Origin of the sequence: Mesorhizobium sp. M3A.F.Ca.ET.175.01.1.1, assembly GCF_004791945.1 — a bacterium.
Lineage (GTDB): Bacteria > Pseudomonadota > Alphaproteobacteria > Rhizobiales > Rhizobiaceae > Mesorhizobium.
The window spans coordinates 799,673-819,143 of the sequence record NZ_SRTP01000001.1; the positions used below are offsets into that span (position 1 = coordinate 799,673).

General features: G+C 62.8%; 16 protein-coding genes and 1 pseudogene. 8 read left to right on the forward strand and 9 right to left on the reverse strand.

The window, feature by feature from the left end:
- Positions 1-16 precede the first annotated feature (16 nt).
- The 3 genes from EN818_RS04050 to EN818_RS04065 form a co-directional block, all read right to left on the reverse strand.
- Complete coding sequence (locus EN818_RS04050; RefSeq protein WP_135904064.1) at positions 17-1,990, reverse strand: AAA family ATPase; 1,974 nt, start codon at positions 1,988-1,990, stop codon at positions 17-19.
- 332 nt (positions 1,991-2,322) lie between these two features.
- Positions 2,323-3,756: an aldehyde dehydrogenase family protein gene (locus EN818_RS04055; protein WP_095808376.1), complete on the reverse strand. Its 1,434-nt coding sequence runs from the start codon at positions 3,754-3,756 to the stop codon at positions 2,323-2,325.
- Between the two features lie 423 nt (positions 3,757-4,179).
- Positions 4,180-4,677 carry a GAF domain-containing protein gene (locus tag EN818_RS04065; RefSeq protein ID WP_095808419.1) on the reverse strand — a complete coding sequence of 166 codons (498 nt, stop codon included), beginning with the start codon at positions 4,675-4,677 and terminating at the stop codon, positions 4,180-4,182.
- Between the two features lie 166 nt (positions 4,678-4,843).
- On the opposite strand from EN818_RS04065, the pseudogene EN818_RS04070 reads away from it, so the two are divergent.
- Positions 4,844-5,520: pseudogene (locus EN818_RS04070) on the forward strand (isochorismatase family protein).
- Positions 5,521-5,586: 66 nt separating this feature from the next.
- Here the strand turns inward: EN818_RS04070 and EN818_RS04075 are convergent.
- The 3 genes from EN818_RS04075 to EN818_RS04085 form a co-directional block, all read right to left on the reverse strand.
- Positions 5,587-6,201: a hypothetical protein gene (locus EN818_RS04075; protein WP_129552789.1), complete on the reverse strand. Its 615-nt coding sequence runs from the start codon at positions 6,199-6,201 to the stop codon at positions 5,587-5,589.
- A gap of 266 nt (positions 6,202-6,467) precedes the next feature.
- Positions 6,468-7,229 carry a glycerophosphoryl diester phosphodiesterase membrane domain-containing protein gene (locus tag EN818_RS04080; protein WP_095808379.1) on the reverse strand — a complete coding sequence of 254 codons (762 nt, stop codon included), beginning with the start codon at positions 7,227-7,229 and terminating at the stop codon, positions 6,468-6,470.
- A 128-nt stretch (positions 7,230-7,357) separates the two neighbouring features.
- Positions 7,358-8,143, reverse strand: coding sequence for a hypothetical protein (locus EN818_RS04085; protein WP_095808380.1), 786 nt, complete (start codon positions 8,141-8,143; stop codon positions 7,358-7,360).
- Positions 8,144-8,293: 150 nt separating this feature from the next.
- On the opposite strand from EN818_RS04085, the gene EN818_RS04090 reads away from it, so the two are divergent.
- From EN818_RS04090 to EN818_RS04115, 6 genes are read left to right on the forward strand one after another with little or no spacing between them, the layout of a single operon-like run.
- Positions 8,294-8,926: a DUF4129 domain-containing protein gene (locus EN818_RS04090; protein ID WP_095808381.1), complete on the forward strand. Its 633-nt coding sequence runs from the start codon at positions 8,294-8,296 to the stop codon at positions 8,924-8,926.
- An 8-nt stretch (positions 8,927-8,934) separates the two neighbouring features.
- Entirely contained in the window at positions 8,935-10,137 is a 1,203-nt protein-coding gene (locus EN818_RS04095; protein ID WP_245420550.1) for a DUF4350 domain-containing protein, read from the forward strand.
- Positions 10,124-11,080 carry a MoxR family ATPase gene (locus tag EN818_RS04100; protein ID WP_095808383.1) on the forward strand — a complete coding sequence of 319 codons (957 nt, stop codon included), beginning with the start codon at positions 10,124-10,126 and terminating at the stop codon, positions 11,078-11,080. The genes EN818_RS04095 and EN818_RS04100 overlap by 14 nt, the downstream gene beginning before the upstream one ends.
- Positions 11,077-12,381: a DUF58 domain-containing protein gene (locus EN818_RS04105; RefSeq protein WP_095808384.1), complete on the forward strand. Its 1,305-nt coding sequence runs from the start codon at positions 11,077-11,079 to the stop codon at positions 12,379-12,381. Before EN818_RS04100 ends, EN818_RS04105 begins: the two co-directional genes overlap by 4 nt.
- Complete coding sequence (locus tag EN818_RS04110; protein ID WP_095808385.1) at positions 12,378-13,394, forward strand: stage II sporulation protein M; 1,017 nt, start codon at positions 12,378-12,380, stop codon at positions 13,392-13,394. The genes EN818_RS04105 and EN818_RS04110 overlap by 4 nt, the downstream gene beginning before the upstream one ends.
- On the forward strand, positions 13,381-14,244 hold the full coding sequence (locus tag EN818_RS04115) for an RDD family protein (protein WP_095808386.1): 864 nt from the start codon (positions 13,381-13,383) through the stop codon (positions 14,242-14,244). Before EN818_RS04110 ends, EN818_RS04115 begins: the two co-directional genes overlap by 14 nt.
- A 376-nt stretch (positions 14,245-14,620) precedes the next feature.
- Here EN818_RS04115 and EN818_RS04120 read toward each other — a convergent pair whose 3' ends face one another.
- Positions 14,621-15,307, reverse strand: coding sequence for a D-lyxose/D-mannose family sugar isomerase (locus EN818_RS04120; protein ID WP_095808387.1), 687 nt, complete (start codon positions 15,305-15,307; stop codon positions 14,621-14,623).
- A gap of 205 nt (positions 15,308-15,512) precedes the next feature.
- On the opposite strand from EN818_RS04120, the gene EN818_RS04125 reads away from it, so the two are divergent.
- Positions 15,513-16,571 carry a D-TA family PLP-dependent enzyme gene (locus tag EN818_RS04125; protein WP_095808388.1) on the forward strand — a complete coding sequence of 353 codons (1,059 nt, stop codon included), beginning with the start codon at positions 15,513-15,515 and terminating at the stop codon, positions 16,569-16,571.
- 3 nt (positions 16,572-16,574) lie between these two features.
- Here EN818_RS04125 and EN818_RS04130 read toward each other — a convergent pair whose 3' ends face one another.
- Entirely contained in the window at positions 16,575-17,333 is a 759-nt protein-coding gene (locus EN818_RS04130) for a heme ABC transporter permease (RefSeq protein ID WP_095808389.1), read from the reverse strand.
- Between the two features lie 232 nt (positions 17,334-17,565).
- Positions 17,566-19,335 carry a glucan ABC transporter ATP-binding protein/ permease gene (locus tag EN818_RS04135; protein ID WP_095808390.1) on the reverse strand — a complete coding sequence of 590 codons (1,770 nt, stop codon included), beginning with the start codon at positions 19,333-19,335 and terminating at the stop codon, positions 17,566-17,568.
- Between the last annotated feature and the right edge of the window lie 136 nt (positions 19,336-19,471).

Below are 19,471 nucleotides of genomic sequence, written 5' to 3' on the forward strand. Positions count from 1 at the left end.
CATCCAAATCTGCTGGTTACAGGCTTTGCAGCAGCTTGTTGAAAGTTGAGAAAATCGATTCCGCCCGATCCAGGGTTTTGTTTATCGGCGCGCTTTTTCCGTCGAGCAATTTTTGATGTCGGATCAGGTATGCTGCTGGAGAGAAGTGATCGAGCATAGGAATAGTCTCCGGGAAAACCCTAAAGGCTGCTTCGGCCTGCTTGATCAGACGGCTAGTTTCCTTGTCAGCATCTCGGAGCTTGTCAGCGGTCAGTGTTTGAGAGTCCTTCAAATCGTAGCAAGCATTTAGAATGTTGGCGAAAACCTCTGGCTCGAAGATATCTTCGATATCGGCTTCAGGTCGCTCAAGGAAATCGGCCATCGTGTAGAATTGGCCCGCCTTGAGTACAGCCGATCGCTTCATTTCTTCGATCTTCTTCCGATCTCCGCTGGCCTGATCCGACAGCACCGCCACATTCAATCCATTACCAGCGAATAGCGAGACAAAGGACCGTACTTTGTCGATCCCGCCGGCCGGGCAAACGACCCATCTCGCATCAAGGCTAATTCGACCTCGTTGCCTAAGAACTTCTGAAAGCGCTTGCATATAGAGGATATCGCCGGGCCCCTCTACCAAGAGGGTATTTTTCCCAACAAAAAGCGATTGACTGATGTCGTATCCGAGCGCGGCTTGGAGCGGAAACAGCGTGTCAGGATCTAGGCTGAGAACGTCGTCTTTGACCTTCGTGCCAATGGGGACACGCCTTGCCCCCTTCATTTCGATTTGATCCTGCACAACACGGACGGCAGCCAGTTCGTTGGCGGGAACCATAAATGGGGAATGTGTTGAATAAATTATCTGATGGTGCGAAGCCAACTTTTCCCTGAAAAACCTGAGCAGATCGGCCTGAGCCTTTCCGTGAAGCGTCAATCCCGGTTCGTCGAGTAACAGCACGACTGGTGAAGGGTCATTCTTCACTCGAGCAAATTTGACCAGGAACGAGAAGAACCAAACGAAGCCGGCGCTTCTTTCCGAGAAAGGAGTGTCGACACGATGTAAGCTATTCTGAATGCGTGCTCTCGCTATCGTGCCGCTATTGAACGGCGATGGATCTCCCGGCCTAGCTGGGTCAACTCGAACCTCTACACTCAAATCAGGATTTTGCGTCCAGTACTCAAGGATTTGATCGGTGATATTATTCGATGCTGCACCAAGTTTTGCGTTAAATGTTTCGTATGTCGTTTCATTTGATATTTCATCGATCGAAACACCTGCATAATCCAGAAAATCGGTGAACAATCTGACACCACGATTCTGATCGAGCATTATGCTTCCGTCAGAGATCATTTGCCGAGTCAACTCAATCTGAATTGCGCCATCCATGCGATCGTAGGACGAGAAATACATAAACTTTGGGAGCATCCCTTGCAGTATTTTTTCGGTTTGCCCCTTCGCGGTTCCGCGCTCTGCAAGGTATTTTTGCAGTTCCTTATGCTTGTCCGTGGGGGACGAAATTTTCGGGATTTCCGCTATCAAATTGCTTGTGGTCGTGACGGCTGAAAGGACTGCACGTTCTGCGTCATCCAGCTTGAATTTCGCATATAGGAAATCTAGTGCCTTCTTGAAATTGAGCGGTAAGTTCGGAAATTCAAAGTCCCGCCCATACCGCCGAATTGCCGTTATTACGTCAGACGTAAAAACATCGGGGCCCACGGCGTCGGCAATCCTGGCCAACTCCTTCTCATCGAGCTTCCAAATCGTTGAAATCGCGATGGCGTCCTCTTTCGAATGACGCTCGGCGTATTGCGTTAACAATCGGCGAGGATAGTCTCTTTCCTTGTCGAAAGTTGCGGGCGTTGCAGCATGTGGATTCAGCGCAGCAAGAGCGAGCAACACGGCGCTCTTTCCTGCCTCATTCTTCCCGACCAGACACGTGACCTGATCTACGTCAAACTGGCCGCCATCCTCGGCGGAACGAAAATTGGTTACATGTGCTGATATAAGCCGCATCACTTTCCCCCTTCTCCCAACTTTCATGAAAGCATTGGGTAAGAGTAGAGTCGAGTACTCCGACGCGGAAATTCACTGATAGTATGCTAACAATAAGGCAGAGTCTGACCCTGTCAGACATGGGCAAAAGGCAAAGGCCCCCTGCTCGCGCATTCAAACGGAAACTGAGTGACCTCGTTAAGGTGGCGATTGACTACGAAGAACTGCAAGACAAGAGGGACGCAGTTCTTTAGGCGAACACCTGACTGACTACAACGAGAGGGCTTGGTTGAGACCGCGCCCTCTCTATTGTCGCTGTCGATGCATGCAGGCGACCCCGAACAAACAGAACCCTACTCCGCCGCCTCGTACCCCGCGATGCCCTTGATCTCCAGAAAATCCTCCAGCCCATACTCGGCATACTCCCGGCCGTTGCCGGATTGCTTGTAGCCGCCGAAGGGCAGGCCGGCGTCCCAGGTCGGGTAGTTGATGTAGACGCAGCCCGAGCGCATGCGGGCGGCGACCTGGCGTGCCTTCTCGATGTCCTTGGCCTGGATGTAGGAGGCAAGGCCGAAGACGGTGTCGTTGGCCTGCTCGACCGCCTGCTCGACCGTGTCGTAGGGCATGATCGACAGCACCGGCCCGAAAATTTCCTCGGTGGCGATGCTCATGTCGTGGGTGACGTTGGCAAACACGGTCGGGCGGACATAATACCCGCGGTTGAGCTCGGCCGGGCGGCCGGGGCCGCCGGCGACCAGCGTCGCGCCTTCATCGATGCCGGCCTGGATCAAAGCCTGGATCTTGTCGAACTGGAGCTGGCTGACCACCGGGCCGAGTTTTGTTCCCGGCGCGTCAGCCGGGCCGACGGTGAATTTCTCGGCGGCGGTCTTGGCGTAGGCGGCCGCCTCGTCGTGGCGGTCGCGCGGCACGAACATGCGGGTCGGCGCGTTGCAGGACTGGCCGCTGTTGCCGAAGCAGCCGGCGACGCCCTTGGTGACGGCCCTTTCGAGGTCGACATCGGGGAACAGGATGTTGGCCGATTTGCCGCCAAGCTCCTGGTGCACGCGCTTGACGGTGTCGGCAGCCGCCTTGGCGACCAGGATGCCGGCCCGTGTCGAGCCGGTGAAGGACATCATGTCGACGTCCGGGTGGCTGGCCAGCGCGTGGCCGACGGTCGGGCCGTCGCCGTTGACGAGGTTGAAGACGCCCTTCGGCACGCCGGCCTCGTCCATGATCTCGGCGAAGATGATGGCGTCGAGCGGCGCGATCTCGGACGGCTTCAGCACCATGGTGCAGCCGGCCGCGAGCGCCGGGCCGACCTTGCAGGCGATCTGGTTGAGCGGCCAGTTCCACGGCGTGATCAGGCCGACGACGCCGATCGGTTCCTTGACGACGAGCGAGGAGCCCTTCACATGGCGAAACTGGAAGGTCTTCAGCACCTCGGCCATCTTCTGCAGATGCGCCCGGCCGGAGGCGACCTGGTTGTCCAGCGCGAACTGGCGCGGCGCGCCCATCTCGCGTGAGACGGCGAGCGCAAGATCGCCGCTGCGCTTCTTGTAGACCTCGATGACGCGGTTGAGGATATCGAGCCGCTCGGCGACTTCGCTGAAGCCGAAGCTGTTGAAGGCGCGCCTGGCGGCGGCCACCGCCTTGTCGACATCGGCCTTGCTGCCGAGCGAGATCTGCGCGAAGGCGTCCTCATTGGAGGGATCGATGACATCGAAATTGTTTGGCACCACCGGATCGACCCAGGCGCCGTCAATGTAGAACTGCAGATTGTGTGACATGGTTCTCGCTCCTGTCGGCCGCCGCTGCTTGATCGTCGTATACCGCCAGAGGTAACGGCGCGGCAGTGATGGTGTCAAACGCGAGGGACAGCTGATCCAGCGCGTCGCGTTCAGATGCCTTCGTGCGTATCGCCGAAAAGTGTACCGCGGTTTTGGGAGAGCGACACAAAAGACCGAAAGCGCGCCGCCCAATGCGGTCCATCGCGACGCGCTTCAAGGCTCCAGCCTCTTGCCCATATAGACGGTTGCCCCGTTCATGAAAGGCTCTTCGCGATCGAGCGCGTAGCCGTGTTTCCTGTAGAGCGCGATATTGGCCTCGAAGGCGCCGTTGGTCAGCAGGCGAAGCTCCGGGCGGCCTGCCTCGACCGCCTGGGAGGCAGGAGCCTGTCAACCAGTCGCTGGCCCAAACGGCCGGGCGAAACCTTAGCCCTCAAACGAGCTCGCCGCGACATAGATGGCGGCCAGCTTCTCGATGCCGGCTTGGTCCTCCTTGTCGAAGCGGGCGGGCAGCGGACTGTCGAGGTCCAGCACGCCGAAAACGCCGTCGGCGTCCCGCAGCAGCACGACCAGTTCCGAACGCGAGTCGGCATCGCAGGCGATGTGGCCGGGGAAGTCGTGCACGTCCTTGATCAGCATCGACATGCCGAGATCGACCGCCGTGCCGCAGACACCCTTGCCAACGGCGATGCGCACGCAGGCTGGCTTGCCCTGGAACGGGCCGAGCACCAGCTCTTCGTCCGATTGCAGGAAATAGAAGCCGGCCCAGTTGAGGTCGGGGACCATCTGAAAAATCAGCGCCGCGGTGTTGGCGGCGTTGGCGATCGAATCGCGCTCGCCTTCGAGCAGCGCTTTCAATTGCACGGCCAGTTCGTCGTAGAAGGCGGGCTTGTCGCCGGTATCGATGGCGGTTGCCGCAAACATCATGTCGCCTCCGCGTTGCAAGCCGGCCGGAACGCCCGCTACCGTTCCACTCTCTGCCAGCAATGAAGGCTCTGGGAAATAGAACTATCGTGAACACTGTCCAGTCCTGCCGCACGCCTCTTGTCCCACCGGGGCGTTCCCTGTGCGACGAAGTGCAGGCCTTCCCATGAAGGCTCCCCTTTCACTCCGGCCCGGCACGGTGGCGGCGGTGTTCGTGGATCTGCAGGAGGAACACCGCAGGACAGGCGCTATCTGGTCGAGGGCTTCGCCGAGATCCTCGCCAACGTCCAGCGCCTGCAGCATGCTGCGCGGCGCAATTTCGTGCCGCTCTACCACTGGGCTTATGTCGTCGATCTTGCCGAGGCGCGGCCGTTCCATCCGGTGGACGAAAGCGGCAAGTCGGCCTTCTCCGACAAGGACGATCCGCTGACGGCGACCTGCCATGAGGTGGCGCCGCAGGACGGCGAAGCCCTGCTGGTCAAGCAGGAAGCGAGCGCCTTCGCCAGGAACGACTTCGCCGACAGGCTCAAGGCAGCCGGCATCGAATGGCTGGTCGTTGCCGGCGTGTGGACGGAGGCCTGCGTCGACGCCACGGTGAAGGACGCGGTGGCGCGCGGATTCCGTGTGCTGCTGGTCAAAGATGCCTGCGGCAGCGGCAGCAGCGCCATGCACCAGACCGGCATCCTCAACCTCGCCAACCGTCTGTATGGTGGCGCCGTCACCAACACGCTCGACGCCTGCCGGCTAATGGCCGGCGATACGGTAAGTGCCTGGCAGGTCGAAGGCGCGGTGCCGCTGCGCTTCACCTTCGAGAACGCGGCGCGGCTCTACGCCGAGCTCTGACAGCGACGCCCGGCCACCGGCCCGGTCAGACGGATACGCAATGCCGAGAACGACGCTGCGGAGTCTTTACGAGAATATCTCCGCCAGTTCGTCGACGCCGCCACCTTCCTTTACTCGCCGCAGCTCGATGTAGGCGGCCGTCACACCAACGGACGAAACTGTCCAAACGATCGCCGAGACAATGGCAAAGGGGATTGTGCCGATGATCAATGCAGAGGCCGTAGGAATAGCGGTCGCGGCATATCCAATTCCAGAAATCAAGGCCACACGCATCAGGAGCGTCAGCCCCAGGGTTATCGAAAACAGGCCGAAAATCGGCCAGCGATATCCTCTGGTCAGGGCGCGGCTGCGTGACATAGAAGCGATCGGCCCAAGCTCTTCCCGGATCGCCACGGGTACAGCAACCGAGATTCCCATCGCCCATATGATAGCAGGTACGGTCAAAAGAACGAACACGACACCGCTTCCATAAGGAGGAAAAAGTAGTCCGGCGCCAAGTCTCATGTACCCAATGAAAGATTTGACGAGATAGATCGCGAACCCTATCCCCAGGACCGGACCAAGATGGTGCAGACCCGTTCGAACACAGCTCGTGGTCGTTGGTTGATTACCGTTGATGTCGTCGATTGTTGCCCTGGACAGCGCTGCGTGACCCACGAAATGCGCCGCCAGGCACAGCACCCCGGCACCTTGGACGGAGCCTACGTTGGCCGCGGTCGCCCAAGGGCTGTTGCCGTATGCGCCAGCCACATACGCCAAACGCGGCCAATACCAGAAACTCCATAGACCAACAAAGTCAGAGGAAGAACGAAAAAAAGCGCACCGACGACTAATGAAAGGACCAAATTCTGCCCGACGAAAGCAACAGTCGTGCTGATTACCTTTCCCAGTCGCAATTTTTCTGACCGTCCCAGAGCCGACCCCACCACGGCGGATGTCGCCAATCGTTACGAGAATATCTGCGCCAACTCGTCGACGCTGGCGCCCTCCTTGACCCGCCGCAGCTCGACATAGCTAACCGCGCTGGCAACGGACGAAAGCACCAGAACCGCCGTCCTCACGGTGGCCTCTGCCAGCAGTCCGAACGTGACGTTCAAAGGAATCGCGAAGCGGTTGACCACCAGGCTCGCCAACGCACTCGCCACAGTGAGGATCAGCCACAGCCCCAGCAGCCGCCAACGACTTCCCTTGGTCAGGTCGCGGCTGCGCGCCATGCTGTCGAGAATGCCGCATCCTTCCTGGATAAGGACCGGCATCGCGACCGCCCAGCGAAGCACGAGAAGTATGCCGGGCACGATCAGCAGTACCAGGCCGACCATAATCCCAAGCGTCGCCAGCAGCGAGAGGCCGAGAATCGGAAACAACAGCGCAAGCGCGATACCGAAGCAATCCGAAAAGATTGGCTTCTCGCCGCGCAGGTCCACGATGGTGGCACGCATAAGAGACGCCTGTAGAATGGCGGTGACGACGAAATAGACAGGCACGCCCAGCACAACGAGGATCGCGTGCTGGGAAAATAATTCCTGCGCTGGCAACCGGGCGGCACCACTATTCACGTACCAAAGCCATGCGGCGAACCTCGGCAGGGCGTAGAACGCCACCCCGAGGCCAACACACAGGACCGGGTTGCGGCCAATCACCGCAAAGCTGTCATGAAACACCCGCCCGATCCGGAACCGATCGGGCGCACTGAGAGCGGTCGACACCATGGCGATCCTCTTGGGTGACGGTCTTCTTGATGCATGCCGCCCAGAAGTGTGCAGCGGTTCTGGGGCAATGACATGCGTAAGAACAAAGACTTAAAGCGCTTCGCCTGAATCCGTTCAGCGCGACGCGTTTAAGAAAAGATCTCCGCCAACTCGTCGATGCTGGTGCCTTCCTTGACCTGGCGCAACTCGACATAGGTGACCGCGGTGGCTGTCGACATGATCGTCGACATCACCGCCGAAACAACGGCGCTGAGGACGGTGCCGATGATGCCGCCGAAGAGATAGACGACCGTGCCGAGAACCGCCTGGATAACAATGGCCAGGATGGTGATGATGACGAACAGCCCGAACAGCGACCACCGGTTGCCCTTGGTCAGCGCGCGGCTGCGAGACATCGAGCCGAAAACGCCGAGACGCTCCTGCACCAGGACCGGCACAGAGACGCACCAGCCAAGCCACAGGATGATGCCGGGGACCAGCAGCGCCAGGGAGGCAAGCCCCGCGCCGAGCGCGACCAGGATCCCGATGCCGATCGTCGGCAGCAGGCACCGAAGGGCGATCTGAACGCTGTCGCCAAACTCAGGCTTCTTGCCGTTCAGGTCCTCGATCGTGGCCCTGACCAGGGCCGACTGCAACATCAAGGACATGAGGAAGTAGACAAGGACGAACACGAGGGTGAACAGCGAATCACGGATCACCACGTTTGGATCGTTCAATGCGAGATTGGGATCGCCGGACGCCAGATTGGCTACGTGGGCTTCATTCCAGAGTTGAAACAGGAATGTCGGAAGCCCTGAAAACAACAGCGCAAGCCCAATGCAAAGCCCTAGATTGCGGGTAATCACCCCGAAAGTGCTGTTGAACACCCTGCCGATCTCAAATCTGCCGGGCCGTCCCAATGTCGCAGTGGTCATGATATTTTCCCCCGAGTCACCGCTGCATCCGTTTGGGTGACACACAAGTAAATTTGCCAAGTTTGAAGGGCCGCGTCCAGTGCACTTGCAATTGTTTGGACATGTTGCCAGTGTCGGCGCCGAACCGCAGGTTGCAGGGGGAAGGAGCGGGTGACTGTCGCACAGCCGGGCACGGCCGACGCCGAATGGCTGGCCAAGCTGCACAAGCAATTGCTGGCGGACGATTCGATCCAGTTCGACCTGCCGTCGCTGGTGCAGGTGAAACCGCCGGAATGGCTGAAGCCGCTGCTGCAGGCCCTGGGCAAGATCGGGCCCTACATGATCTATCTGTTCTGGGGCGCGGTGATCATCGGCGTGGTGGTCATTGTTTTCCTGATCGTCCTCGAAGCGAAGGGTGTCGCCTGGCGGCTGCCGTGGCGGCGGAAGCGAGCGGAGGTCGAGGCGCAGGAGGAATGGCGTCCTGATGCCGGTGCGGCCCAGATCCTGCTCTCCGAAGCCGACGCGCTTGCCGCGCGCGGCGACTATGACGAGGCGGTGCACCTTTTGCTTCGCCGCAGCGTCGCCGATATCGCCACCCGCCTGCCCGACTTCCTGCGCCCGTCGCTGACGGCGCGCGACATCGCGGCCGCGAGCTCGATCCCGACCCGCCCCCGCGCCGCCTTCAGCGACATCGCGCGCATCGTCGAGGCCGCGCTGTTCGCGCGCCGCCCGGTGGGCATGGAGGGTTGGCAGCATGCACGCGGTGCCTATGAGCGCTTCGCCTTCCGGGATGCCTGGGCATGAGCGCGGAGGTGACTGACACAGCGCAGGAGCCGTTCAGCCGCAGGACGCTGTTCTGGGGCATCTTCGCCAGCCTGCTGGCGGCGGCCGGCTTCTTCCTGCTGTCGACCTATGCTCCCGACTTCCGCCAACCCGCGGGCGGCGCCACCCCGCTTTCCAAGGGCGGCACCGGTTATGCCGGGCTGGTCGAATGGCTCAAGCTCACCAACGGACAAGCGCCACCCATGGCGCGCGGCGAGAAGGATTTGGAGTCGCCCCTGGCATCCACCTTCCTGCTTGTCGTCACCATCGCGCCGGACAGCGACCCGGCAGCGCTGCAGCGCATCCTGAAACTCCGCTCGGGCAAGGACACGCTGTTCGTGCTGCCCAAATGGCAGACCATGCCGCTGCAGGGCGACGAAGGCTGGGAGATGAAGATCGAACGGCTGCCGACCACCATGGTCAACGACTGGCTCGGCCGCATCGCCAAGGCAAAGCTCGGCGAAGGCAAGCCGATAGCCGGGCAGATCGATATCGAAGGCCGCAAGATCGCTGTGCCCGACGAGCTGCAATGGGTAGCCGACGATCATCCTCTGATTGCGGCGGGCGATGGTAAGGCCATCCTTACCGAGCTCGACGAGGAGCCCTTTTACATTCTCACCGATCCGGATCTGATCAACAACGCGGCACTGAAGGATGAGCGGAAGGCGGCGGCAGCGCTCGACATGATCGGCATGCTGGAACCCGCCAGGGGCGCTGTCATGTTCGACCTGACGCTGCATGGCATTGGCCAGACCTACGATCTCGCCAAGCTCCTGGTCGAGCCGCCCTTCCTGGCGCTGACGCTGTCGGTGCTGGTGGCCGCCGCCCTTGCCTTCCTGCATGGACTCGGCCGGTTCGGACCGCCGCGCGCCGAGGGGCGCGCCATTGCATTCGGCAAGCGGGCGCTGGTCGACACAACGGCAATGCTGCTGAAGCGTGCCGGGCGGCTGCAGGGTTTGGGCGACCGCTATGCGTCGCTGATGCGGCAGCGCGCGGCTGCGCTTCTCGGCGCGCCATATGGATTGCAGGGCGATGCCCTCGACCGCTGGCTCGATTCCCGCGACAGGCAAGAAACGCAGGGCTTCAGCTCGCGCTTCAAGGCCGCGAACGATTCCAACAGTTTGACCGGAATGCATGAAGCAGCGGAAAAGCTGCATGACTGGACGGCAAGGAGGCTTGGTGAACGTCGATGAAGTGAAGACCCTGGCGAGCGCGATCAGGGATGAGGTGGCCAAAGCAATCACTGGGCAGCGCGACACCGTCGATTTGATGCTGACGGCGCTGTTCGCCGGCGGCCACATATTGCTCGAAGGACCTCCGGGCACAGCCAAGACTATGACCGCACGCTGCTTTGCGCAGGCGCTCGGCGTCGCCTATGGGCGCATCCAGTTCACGCCGGACCTGATGCCCGGCGACATCGTCGGCTCCAACATCTACAATTTCCAGACCGGGCAATTCACGCTCACGCACGGACCGATCTTCTGCGATCTGCTGCTTGCCGACGAGATCAACCGCACCCCGCCAAAGACGCAGGCGGCACTGCTGGAAGCCATGCAGGAACACGCCGTCACCTTCGACGGCACCACCCATTCGCTCGGCCAGAACTTCATGGTGGTGGCAACGCAGAACCCGATCGAGCACCAGGGCGTCTATCCGCTGCCCGAAGCGCAGCTCGACCGCTTCCTGTTCAAGCATCGGGTGAGCTATCCGGATGCGCAGGAGGAACGCGCCATCATCGTCCATCACGGCGGTGGCTCCGCCTCGCACGACATCAAACAGTACGGCATCACCGCGCAGACCGACCGCAAGACGCTCGAAGCGGCGTTGGCCACGGTCGGCGGCGTGACCCTCGTCGACGATGTCGTCGGCTATATCGCGGCGCTGGTGCGCGGCACGCGCGAGAGCCCGGACCTCGAGGTCGGCGCCAGCCCGCGCGCGGGCGCGATGCTGGCGCGCGCGGCAAGAGCCCGCGCCGCGCTCGACGGCCGCAACTACGTCATCCCCGACGACGTCAAGGCTTTAGCCGTGCCGGCGCTGCGGCACCGCGTCATCCTCTCGCCGGCGGCGCAGATCGACGGACGGCTGGTGGAGCAGATCGTGTCCGACCTCGTCGATCAGACGGAAGCGCCGCGTTGATCTATCCGAGCGGACGAGCGGTGTGGGCAGCGGCGGCGGGGGCGATTCCCGCCTTCCTGATCGCGCTCGTGCTGCCGCAGGTCTGGTATCTCGGCCTGTTGTGGATCTGCGCCCTGCTCGCCTTTCTAGCGGTGGACGCGGCGGCCGGGCGCGGACGCGCCTCGCTGAGCGCCACGCTCACGGCGCCGCCGCAGGTCGGCGTCGGCGGGCGCTTCACGCTCCACGTCACGGCCGGCCTCGGCGCACGCCTGCGCCGCCTGCAGGCGCGCGTCGGGCATGACCAGCGGCTGGCGCCGGTCAACGGTACCGGCGGCGCGCTGCCGGCGCATGGCGGCACGCTCGATCTCGAATTCGACGCCATCCGGCGCGGCATGGCGAGCTTCGATCGGCTGTGGCTGCGCTGGCAAGGACCGTTCGGCCTCGTCTGGAACCAGGTCGTGCTGCCGATGGATCGCAAGATAGTGGTGCTGCCCGATGTCAGCCGGGCGCGCGACGAGGCGATCACGCTGCTGCAGCGCTCGGCGCTTGCCGACGGCCACGCGCAGAAGCGTGCCGGACAGGGGCGCGAGTTCGAGGCGCTGAAGGACTACCAGCCCGGCATGGGCCGGCGCATGATCGACTGGAAGCGCAGCGCCCGCCACGGCAAGCTGCTCGCGCGCGAGTTCCGGATCGAGGAGAACAACAACATCGTTTTGGCCATCGACTGCGGCCGCCTGATGTGCGAGCCGGTCGACGGCGTGCCGAAGGTCGATCGCGCCGTTACCGCCGCCCTTCTCTCCGCCTTTATTGCGCTGAAGGGCGGCGATCTCGTCAGCCTGTTCTCCTTCGACGCCAGGCCGCGCGTCTCCAGCGGTGCGGTGCGCGGCTCGCCGAGCTTCACCATGATCCAGAAGCGCGCGGCCGAGATCGACTATTCGACCGAGGAGACCAATTTCACGCTGGCGCTGACGACGCTCGCGGCCAAGCTCGACCGGCGCTCGCTGGTCATCATCTTCACCGATTTCGTCGACCCGATCAGCGCCGAGCTGATGCTGCGCACCGTGGGGCGGCTGACCGAGCGGCATCTGGTGCTGTTCATGCTGATGAAGGATGTCGAGTTGGAGACGCTGGCCGACATGGCGCCGGCGTCGCCCGAGGATGTGGCGCGCGCGGTCACCGCCGGCGACCTGCTCAGGCAGCGGCAGGTGGTGATCGGCCGGCTGCGGCTGCTCGGCGCGCATGTCATCGAGGCCGACCATCAGCGGCTTGGTCCGGCGCTGGTCGAACGCTATATCCAGCTCAAGGAAGAGAACCTCCTATGACGCTGCCGGCCGGCACCGATGCCGTGCGCCAGTCGCTGGCGAGCTTCCGCCAGGAGCGCGAGGCCGACTGGAAGGCCTTCGAGGCGCTGCTTGCGCGGGTCGAGAAGCGAGCGCCGCGCGCATTGTCGGAAGACGAGCTGCTGTCGCTGCCCCTGCTCTACCGCTCGGCGCTGTCCTCGCTTTCGGTGGCGCGCGCGACCTCGCTCGACAGCGCGCTGATTTCCTATCTCGAGGCGCTGTGCCTGCGCGGCTATTTCTATCTCTACGGCGCGCGGCGGACTTTGCGGGCACGCGTCGGCGACTTCTTCCTGCGCGACTGGCCGGCGGCGATCCGCGACCTGTGGCGCGAAGTGTGGGTGTCGGTCGCGCTCACAGTCATTGGCGCGATTGCCGGTTACTGGCTGGTCGCTTCCGACAAGCGCTGGTACGACGCCATCATCGCGCCGAGCCTGGCCGGCGGGCGCAACCCGGATTCCTCGGCCGAGATGCTGCGCAACGTGCTCTATGGCGGCGGCGACCACTTCCTCTCGGGCTTTGCTGCCTATCTCTTCACGCACAACACGCAGGTGGCGATCCTGGCCTTCTCGCTCGGCTTCGCCTTTGCCGTGCCCAGCGTGCTCATCATCCTGATGAATGGCTGCATGCTGGGCGCGCTGTTCCAGGTCTATGCTGCCAAGGGACTTGGCTTGGAGCTCGGCGGCTGGCTGTCGATCCACGGCACGACGGAGCTGTTCGCGATCGCGATCGCCGGGGCGGCCGGCATGCGCATCGGCACCAGCATCGCCTTCCCGGGCGAGTTGACGCGCATGGCCGCCGCCGCGCGGGCCGGACGCGTTGCTGCGACCGCTATGGTCGGCGTAATGATCATGCTGTTGTTCGCCGGCTTGCTCGAAGGCATCGGCCGGCAGACCATCACCAGCGACGTCGCCCGGTACTCGATCGGCGGCGGCATGCTGTCGCTCTGGATCTGTTATTTCTACCTGTTCCGGATGGTGCGGCATGGCAACGGCTAGGAACCCTGCCGCGCTCGTGCGCCCGCTGGTCACGCCGGAGGGCGTCGACTTGCGGGTCAAATTGGCGGATGCCGGCACGCGGGCTTCCGCGTTCCTGCTCGATGTCATGATCATCGTCGTCGCCGCGGTGGTCGTCAGCCTCGTCGCGATCTTCGGCCTGGGCGGGCTCGGCGCGCAGCAAGCAGAACCACTCTTCATCGTCTGGCTGATCTTCATCTTCCTGTTGCGCAACGTCTATTTCATCGCCTTCGAGGCGGGCCGGCGGGCGGCGACGCCCGGAAAACGGATGATCGGCATCCGTGTCGCCTCGCGCAGCGGCGCGGGTCTTACGCTGGACCAGGTCATCGCGCGCAATCTGATGCGCGAGATCGAGGTTTTCCTGCCGCTGTCGATCATGGCCGCGCGTGGAGGCGCCGGCGTCGCCGACACGCTGTCGACGATCTTCGGCCTGGTATGGGCGCTGCTGTTCTCGCTGTTTCCGCTCTTCAACCGCGACCGGCTGAGGATCGGCGACCTGCTCGCCGGCACCTGGGTGGTCGAAGCGCCGAAAGTGGCGCTGGTCGAGGATCTTTCGCTGCGCAAGGAGCCGGTCGCGACCCGCTTCCAGTTCAGCGCTGCACAGCTCGATGCCTATGGCATTGCGGAGCTGCACAAGCTGGAAGAAGTGCTGCGCCGCGACGATTATTTCGCGATGAAAGCGGTGGCGGAAACGATCGGCCGCAAGATCGGCGCCAGGATCGAGCCGATCGATTCAAAGGCCTTCCTCACCGCCTATTACGGCGAGTTGCGCGCGCATCTGGAACGCAAGCTGCTGCTCGGAAACCGCAAGGCGGATAAGTATGCGCGGTAAAACTTGGCTCTATTCGGGAGACGTGCGCAGCGCTGTCCAGCAGGGGCGCGAAGGATCGCCCTGATTCTGCAGCGCTATGTTCCGTTTCTCGGTCACGGCATGGATCCTCGGGTCTGCGCGTCCGCTTCGCTCCCGCTCCGCCCCTGGATGACGAATGCAACGCAGCCTGCAGCCGATCGCCGACGTTGGAAATTGGCTGGAACGTTCCGCCTGTCGTCATCCAGGGGCGGAGCAAGGCGCGGAGCGACACAGCGCAGACCCGAGGATGCATGCCGTTACCTCAAAAGAAGTGCGACGGTGCAGACAAAAGCACCGACAGATCAGCTGGGTTCGTCGTCCCACAAAGTGGGGAACAGGTGGCCCGGCGAAGCCTCGCCTACCCCACCCACTTCTCATAGTCGGACACCAGCAGATGGACCGGCGCCACGTCCTCGTCGATGTTGGAGAAGCGGCCGATCGGGTCGCGGAACACGTTGTCGGTGAGATCGTCGTTGACGGTCGAGACCTCGCCGATCAGCACGTCCTTGCCCTCGGCCCAGAAGGCGTGCCAGACGCCCGGCAGGAGCGTGACGCTTTGGCCCGGATCGAGCTTCAGGAGCCCGCCGGCCGGCAAGCGGTGGATGGTTCCGTCGACCGGCACCGAGACTTCGGCCTTCGGATCGATGCCGCCGTCGCGGTCATGCATGAACAATTCCAGCACCAGCTTGCCGCCGCCGCGGTTGATGATGTCCTCGGCCTTGATGTTGTGGCGGTGCATCGGCGACAGCTGATCCTTGCGCGAGATCATGATCTTCTCAGCATAGAGCATGCCCATGCCGAGCTTCATGTCCTCGTAGCGACCGTTGCGCACGGTGAACAGGAACAGGCCGAGCTCGTCGAATTTCTCCTGGCCGTAATCGGTGATGTCCCAGCCGAGGCGCGAGGTGAAAATGGCTGAGGAATCCCTCTTGCGCGCCTTCATCTCTTCCGGGCTCCAGTAGGCGAAGGGCGGCATAATGTAGCCGAACGAGCGGATGAAGGCGTCGGCGTCGCGGATGATGTCGTTGATGGTGGAGCGTTTCATGAGTTCTCTTCCTTCGACCGGGCCTGCTGAGATGTCTCCTCCGGCATAGCTGAACGCCCGTCCGCTGTCGACGCAAACCGGCAGCGCTGGCCCGTGACATCGGACGGGAACAGGGCCATAACCTCAACCGTCCTTTGATCTTGCGCATGTCCTGGTCCCGAAATCGGCCCACTTTCGGGAGACGTGCTGTTGAACGGTGATTTTCATGCCAAGCATAGACGACCTCGACACGCCGTCGATCCTGATCGATGCGGCTCGCGCCGAAGCCAACATCACAAAGGCGCAGGCGCATGCCGATCGCCATGGCCTCAAGCTTCGGCCGCATATCAAGACGCACAAGCTGCCGTATTGGGCAAAGAAGCAGGTGGCGGCGGGCGCCGTCGGCATCACCTGCCAGAAGATCGGCGAGGCCGAGGTGATGGCCGATGCCGGGCTGACCGACATTTTTCTGCCCTACAACATTCTCGGCCGCGCCAAGCTGGAGCGGCTGAAGGCGCTGCATGGCCACGTGACGCTGTCGGTGACGGCAGACAGCCATGAGACGCTGCAAGGCCTTGCCGCGACCTTCACCGATGGAGGGCATCCGCTATCCGTGCTGGTCGAGTGCGACACCGGCATGGGCCGCTGCGGCGTGCAGAGCCCCGCTGAAGCGGTGGTGCTGGCTAAGGCAATCAACAGAGCCAAAGGCCTCAGCTTCGGTGGCTTGATGACCTATCCTGCGGCGGGCCGCGCTGCCGAGGCGGAGGCATGGCTGAGGAATACGCGCAACACGCTCGCAGTGGACGGGCTCGAGTGCCGGCGCATCTCGAGCGGCGGCACGCCGGATATGTGGCGCTCGGGCCAGGACAGCGTGGTTACCGAATATCGGCCCGGCACCTACATCTATCTCGACCGCTACCAGGTCGCCAAAGGCGTCGGCACGCTCGACGACTGCGCGCTGAAGGTGCTCGCCACGGTGGTCAGCCATCCGACACCAACCCGCGCCATTCTCGATAGCGGCAGCAAGGCGCTGTCCTCCGATACGCTGGGGCTGCCCGATTTCGGCGAACTGGTCGGCGTGCCCGGAGCCCGCATCACCGCCCTGAGCGAAGAACATGGCAACGTCACGCTTTCGGGCGGGGCCAGGCTTCGCATCGGCGAGCGCGTGCGTGTGGTTCCCGACCATTGCTGCGTGGTAACGAACCTCTTCGACCAGGTGCATCTGGTCGACGGCGACAAGGTGCTGGAGACGCTGCCGGTTGCGGCGCGCGGGCGGATGGGGTGACGTCTACTGGCGCTCGGCCTGCCTGGCGGCAACCCTGCGCATCGCGATCACCCGACGCCGCAAGATCTCGGTGCGGATCGCCATCAGGTGCAGCGCGAAGAACAGCACCGTGAAGCCGAGCGCCATGACGGCCAGCGGCCACAGCATCGACGGATCGATGGTAGGCCCACCGAGCCGGAAGACCGAAGCCGGCTGGTGCAGCGTATTCCACCAGTCGACCGAGAACTTGATGATCGGAATGTTGATGAAGCCGACCAGCGTGATGATGGCGGCTGCCCAGGCGGCGCGGCTGGCGTCATCCAACGCGCGGGTCAGCGCGATGATGCCGAGATACATCAGGAAGAGCACGAAGACCGAGGTCAGCCGCGCGTCCCACACCCACCAGGTGCCCCACATTGGTTTGCCCCAGATGGAGCCGGTGATCAGCGCCAATGCGGTGAAGGTGGCACCGATCGGGGCCGCCGATTTCAGCGCCACATCGGCCAGCGGATGGCGCCAGACCAGCGTGCCCAAGGCCGAGAGCGCCATGATCGAGTAGCACATCATGGCGAGCCAGGCGAAAGGCACGTGGATGTACATGATGCGCACCGTGATGCCCTGCTGGAAATCCTCGGGCGCGGTGAAACTCATGTAGAGACCGACGACGAGCAGGATAGCGGCAATGGAAGCCAGCCACGGGATTACCTTGCCGGCCAGCCCGACAAAACGCGTCGGGTTGGCGAGATCGGCCCAGCCGCTCGGACGTGAGGTGGTTTCGCTCATGCCGACCTAGATAGACCGGCAATGTGCCGGCGGCAATCGGAGGAGTGTCGCAGCCCTTCCCTTCTCCTCTTGTTGTGGGAGAAAGTGGATCGGCGCGCAGCGCCGAGACGGATGAGGGGTGTTGGAAGAAATGAGGCGTGGGCAATTCGTCGAAAATTGCCAAGCTGGAGCACCCCTCATCCGGCCGCTTCGCGACCACCTTCTCCCACAAGGGAGAAGGGGAGCGTTGATCTCACGCCGCTTCGTTGACCGGGCGGCTGAGGCGGCGAACCTCTTCGTCGTTGAGCAGGCCGCCGGCGCGCAGCAGGGCAGCGAAGCGGCCGTTGCGCAGCGACAGCTCGGTGAAGCCGCCGTACTCGACCACCCTGCCCTTATCCATGAAGACGACCAGGTCGGCATCGCGGACCGTGGTCAGGCGGTGCGCAATGATGAAGGTGGTGCGGTCGCGGCGCAGTTCGTCGATGGCTTCCTTGACGCGATCCTCGGTCTCGACGTCAAGCGCGCTGGTTGCCTCGTCGAGCACCAGGATCGGCGCGTCCTTCAGCACTGCGCGTGCAATGGCGATGCGCTGGCGCTCGCCGCCCGAAAGCTGGCCGCCGCGCTCGCCGACGACCGTGTCGTAGCCGTTGCTCTTCGACAGGATGAAGTCCTGCGCGGCGGCGGCGTTGGCGGCGGCGTGGATCTCGTCATAGGTGGCATCGGCGCGGCCGACGCGGATATTGTCCTCGATCGAGCGGTTGAGCAGGCCGGCGTCCTGGAAGACGGTGGCGATCGAATGGCGTAGCGACTTGCGGGTCACCGTGCGGGTGTCGATGCCGTCGATCAGGATGCGGCCGCTGGACGGCGCGAAGACGCGCTGCAGCAGGTTGATGAGCGTCGTCTTGCCGGCGCCGGTCGGACCGACGATGGCAACCGTCTTGCCGGCCGGCACCTCGAACGACACGTTGTCGGCGCCCTGCCCCGAATTGGCGAACTCGAAGCTGACATTCTCGAAACGGACATGACCGGTGACGTTGGTGAGCTCGCGCAGGCCGTCCGGCTCTGCGGCGTCGGCGGCCGAGTCCTCGAGGCGATAAAAATCCTCGAGCTTGGCGCGCGCCTCGGAGATCTGATTGGCGAAAGCCGACATCTGGTCGAGGCGGGCGATCAGCAGCGTGGCAAAGCCGGTGAAGGCGATCACGTCGCCGACGCGAAGCTGGCCATGGGTGACGAGGTATGCGCCGATCAGCAGCACGATCATCATCGAGATGGTCGAGGAGAGCCGATGCAGTGCGTTGGCGATCGCCCACCAGTCGAGCACAGGGTTCTGCGCGTCGAGCAGGTTCTTGACGTAACGCTTCAGCGTCTCGGTCTCATGGCCGATGCGATTGTAGCTCTGCAGCACGGCGACGTTGCTCACGGAATCGGTCACATGGGCAAAGACGGTATGGTAGTGGCGCTCCACCGCCGCCTGGCCGGACTTGGTGCGGCGCATGACGAGCCGGCCGATGCCGAGATAAAGCGCGCCGAGGCCGAGCAGCACCATCGACATGCGGACGTCCATGGAAAGCGCGGTCGGAACGAGCAGCGCAAGCGCAACCGCCGTCGACAGATGCTGGCGCATGAATTCCAGCCACAGGCTGAACAGCGTCTCGACAGCGCGCAGCAGCGTGTGGAGTGAATTGGAGGTGCCGCGCTGGTGATGCCAGGCGAGCGGCATGGTGATCACGCGCTCGAAGGACTGGCACAGCACTTCCGAGCGGCGGGCATGCGCGAAGCGGTCGGCGCCGCGCGCCACCAGCACGAAGGCGACGATGTTGAAGGCGCCGAGGGCAGCCCAAACAGCGAGGGTGGAAAACACCGAACCGTGTTCGGAGATGGCATCGATCACCCGGCCGAACAGGATCGGCTCGAGGATGGCGACCATGGCAAGCGCAACGTTGGCGCCGCAGATCAGCGCAACGCGCTTCTTGTCGGCCGCCAGATAACCCAGTGCTCGCCAGTAGATTTGCAGAAGTGACACTTCAGCTACTCCGCCAAACATTTATTGTGCAGTGCACCATTCCATGACACGTACCGGTTGGCGCGTCGCAAAACAATGCCCGTCTATCCCTTCCGTTCCCATTTAGCGAACAAAAGATGACGACGGTGCGAAATCT